Origin of the sequence: Spirillospora sp. NPDC046719 (assembly GCF_040645715.1) — a bacterium.
Lineage (GTDB): Bacteria > Actinomycetota > Actinomycetes > Streptosporangiales > Streptosporangiaceae > Spirillospora.
The window spans coordinates 1-3,033 of record NZ_JBEYYT010000737.1; the positions used below are offsets into that span (position 1 = coordinate 1).

At 77.9% G+C, this 3,033-nt stretch carries 2 protein-coding genes; both read left to right on the forward strand.

Annotated elements, in window-relative coordinates:
* On the forward strand, positions 1-2,175 hold a 2,175-nt coding region (locus ABZ914_RS49470; RefSeq protein ID WP_500201529.1), incomplete at its 5' end, for an AAA family ATPase.
* Positions 2,162-3,033 (forward strand): hypothetical protein (locus tag ABZ914_RS49475; protein WP_500201530.1); only part of this gene is annotated, 872 nt, incomplete at its 3' end. The genes ABZ914_RS49470 and ABZ914_RS49475, both read left to right, overlap by 14 nt.

Consider the following 3,033-nt stretch of genomic DNA (forward strand, 5'->3'; position numbering starts at 1 on the left):
GGCCGCCGGCGGCTGCGGACCGCGCCCGCCGCGCCGGCGCGGGCGGAGAGCCGCGCGATGTCCGGGGCGTTCGCGGTGCGGATGCTGCGCAGCCTGATGCTCGACGAGTCGACGCCGACGGCCGTCGTCGTCGAGCAGCTGGAGGTGCTGGAGCGCTGGCAGGAGGCGCGGGCGCCGTTCGCGGCGGCGCTGGAGCGGTGGCTGGAGTTCCGGCCGGGCAGCCGGAACATCTGCGTGCTGGTGTTCGGCGGGGCGTCGCTCGCGGAGGTCCGCGCGTTCGCGGAGGGCAGCCGCGACCTGCCGGGACTGGTGCGGGTGGTGCAGGCGGAGGAGCGGCGCCCGGCGCGCCCAGGGCTGCTGCGCCCGCCCGGCGAGGCGGAGCTGACCCGGCTGGTGCACCGGCTGCGGATCGCGCGGAACCTGCGGATCGCGGACTGGACGCGGCTGGAGGGAACGGTCCGGGCGATGGCGGCGCAGGACGTCCCGCTGGAGACGTGGGAGCGGCGGCTCGGCCGGCGGATGGCGGCCGAGGGCACGCCGCTCGGGCAGGAGCCGCTGCACCGGTACGGCTGGATCGCCGCGCCGGTCGCGGACGGCGACGTGATGCGGCGGCTGGACGAGCTGGTCGGGCTGGAACCGGTGAAGCGGCACCTGGAGGGCCTGCGGTACCGGCCGCCGGCGGGCGCGGAACCGGTGTCGCACCACCTCGTCTTCACCGGCAACCCGGGCACGGGCAAGACGACGGTCGCGCGGATCGTCGGCGACCTGTACCGGGAGCTCGGCATCCTGCGGCACGGCCGGGTCCGGTCGGTGCGGGCGAGCGACCTGGTGGCGGGGTTCGTCGGGCAGACGGCGACGCGGACCCGCGAGGTGATCGACGGGGCGCTCGGCGGGGTGCTGTTCGTCGACGAGGCGTACGAGCTGAGCGACCAGGCGGACGGGTTCGGCCGGGAGGCGATCACCGAGCTGCTCGCCCGGATGGAGGACGACCGCGCCGAGCTGGTGGTGATCGTCGCGGGCTACCCGGACGAGATGCAGGAGTTCCTGGACAGCAACCCCGGGCTGCGCAGCCGGTTCCCGCACGAGAACGTCATCGCGTTCCCCGACTACGGGCCGGCGGAGCTGGCGGAGATCGCGGCGCGGCAGCTCCGGCCGATGGGGATGGCGTGGGGCGAGGGGTTCGAGACGGCGCTCGGCGAGGCCGTCGCGGAGCTGCACCGCACCCGCGACCGGGGGTTCGGCAACGCCCGCGCCGTCCGGGACGTCACGCAGGAGACGGCGGCGCGGTGGGCGCGGCGCGTGAAGGACGACCGGGACCTGCCGCTGGAGCCGCGCGACCTGCCGGAACGGCTGCGGCTCGACGCGCGGCCCGCGCCGCGCGACACCGCGGAGCTGCTCGGCGAGCTGAACGCGATGGTCGGGCTGGCGCCGGTGAAGCGGAGCGCGGACGTGCTGGTGAAGCGGCTGCGGCTGCGGCGGCTGCGCGGCCGCGGCGAGGTCGTCGCGCCGAACCTGCTGTTCATCGGCCCGCCCGGCACCGGGAAGACGACGGTGGCGCGGCACTTCGGCCGGATCTTCAAGGAGATGGGGCTGCTGGAGCGCGGGCACGTCGTCGAGACGGGGCGGTCGCGGCTGGTCGCGTCCTATGTCGGGCAGACCGCGCCGCTGACCCGGCGGGCCGTGGAGCGCGCGCTCGGCGGGGTGCTGTTCATCGACGAGGCGTACGCGCTCACCGCCGGGGGCGACAACGACTTCGGGCAGGAGGCGATCGACACGCTCGTCGAGGAGATGGAGCGGCACCGCGGCCGCCTCGCGGTGATCGCGGCGGGCTACCCCGAGCCGATGCGCCGGTTCCTGGCGGCCAACGACGGCCTCGGCTCCCGGTTCGGCGAGACGATCGAGTTCCCCGCCTACGCGGTGGACGACCTGCTGGAGATCCTGCGGTCGATGGCGGAGCGGCAGGCCTACGAGCTGGCCCCGGCGACGCTCCCGGCGGCGCGGGCGTGGCTCGCGGACGCGGCGCGGCGGCCCGGGTTCGGCAACGGCCGGACCGTCCGCCGGCTGCTGGAGCGGATGGAGGCGCGGCTCGCCGAGCGGGTGGTGGACCGCCCGGACGCCGACGCGCGGATGCTGAACCTGCTGCTGCCGGAGGATGTGCCCGATGAACTCGGCTGACGGCCGCTGCCCGCTCTGCACGGTGCCGATCGACACCATGGGCGGCCGGGCCGCGGTGGACGCGGCGGCGGCGCGGCGGGACGTGCCGTGCGCGGTGTGCGGGTGGACGCTCGCCGGACCGTGGCGTCCCGGGCGCGCCGACCGGGCGGCGGCGGAGGCGGCGCTGTCGGCGGCGCGGCTGGAGTTCGACCTGCGGGCCGCGGCGCGCGCCGGCGACGACTGGCTCCCCTACGCCGCCCACCTGCGGGGCAGGCCGACGGAGGCGCAGTGGCAGGAGGCGCGGCGGGAGGTCGCCGCGCTGCGGGAGGCGGCGCGGCCGCCGCTGGCGGCGGTGCTGGACGCGCTCGGCCCGCAGCGCCCGCTCGTCGTCGTCGCCGTGGAGGACGCCGGGGTGCGGCTGTTCGTGACGGGCGGCGTCCCGGCGGCGGGCCCGCTCGGGTTCCGGGAGCTGGCGGCGGTGCCGTGGCCGGCGCTGCTGCCGGGGCTGCCGTCGGACCCGGCGCACCGCCGGTTCCAGCTCGCGGGCGGGCCGTCCGGCATCGACCCGGCCTGGGCGGACGCGACGATCGGCGGCGCGGTCGGCGACCTCGTGCGGCGGTACTGCACGTCCGTCGACACGGCGGTGCTGTCCGGACTGCCCGGCATGCCGTTCCCGGACGCGGTCGTGCGGGCGTTCACCGACCTGCTGCCGGACGTCCGCATCGCGGCGGGCGAACCGGACGCGGCGGCGCTGCTGGAGCGGGTCGTCGCGGACCGGCCGATGGGCCGCCCGGGACGGGGGGGGGGGGGGGGGGCCCGGGCCGGGGCCCGCGCCCCCGCGGTCGTGGGGCGGCCGCGGTTCCCCGCCCGTGCGGGCGC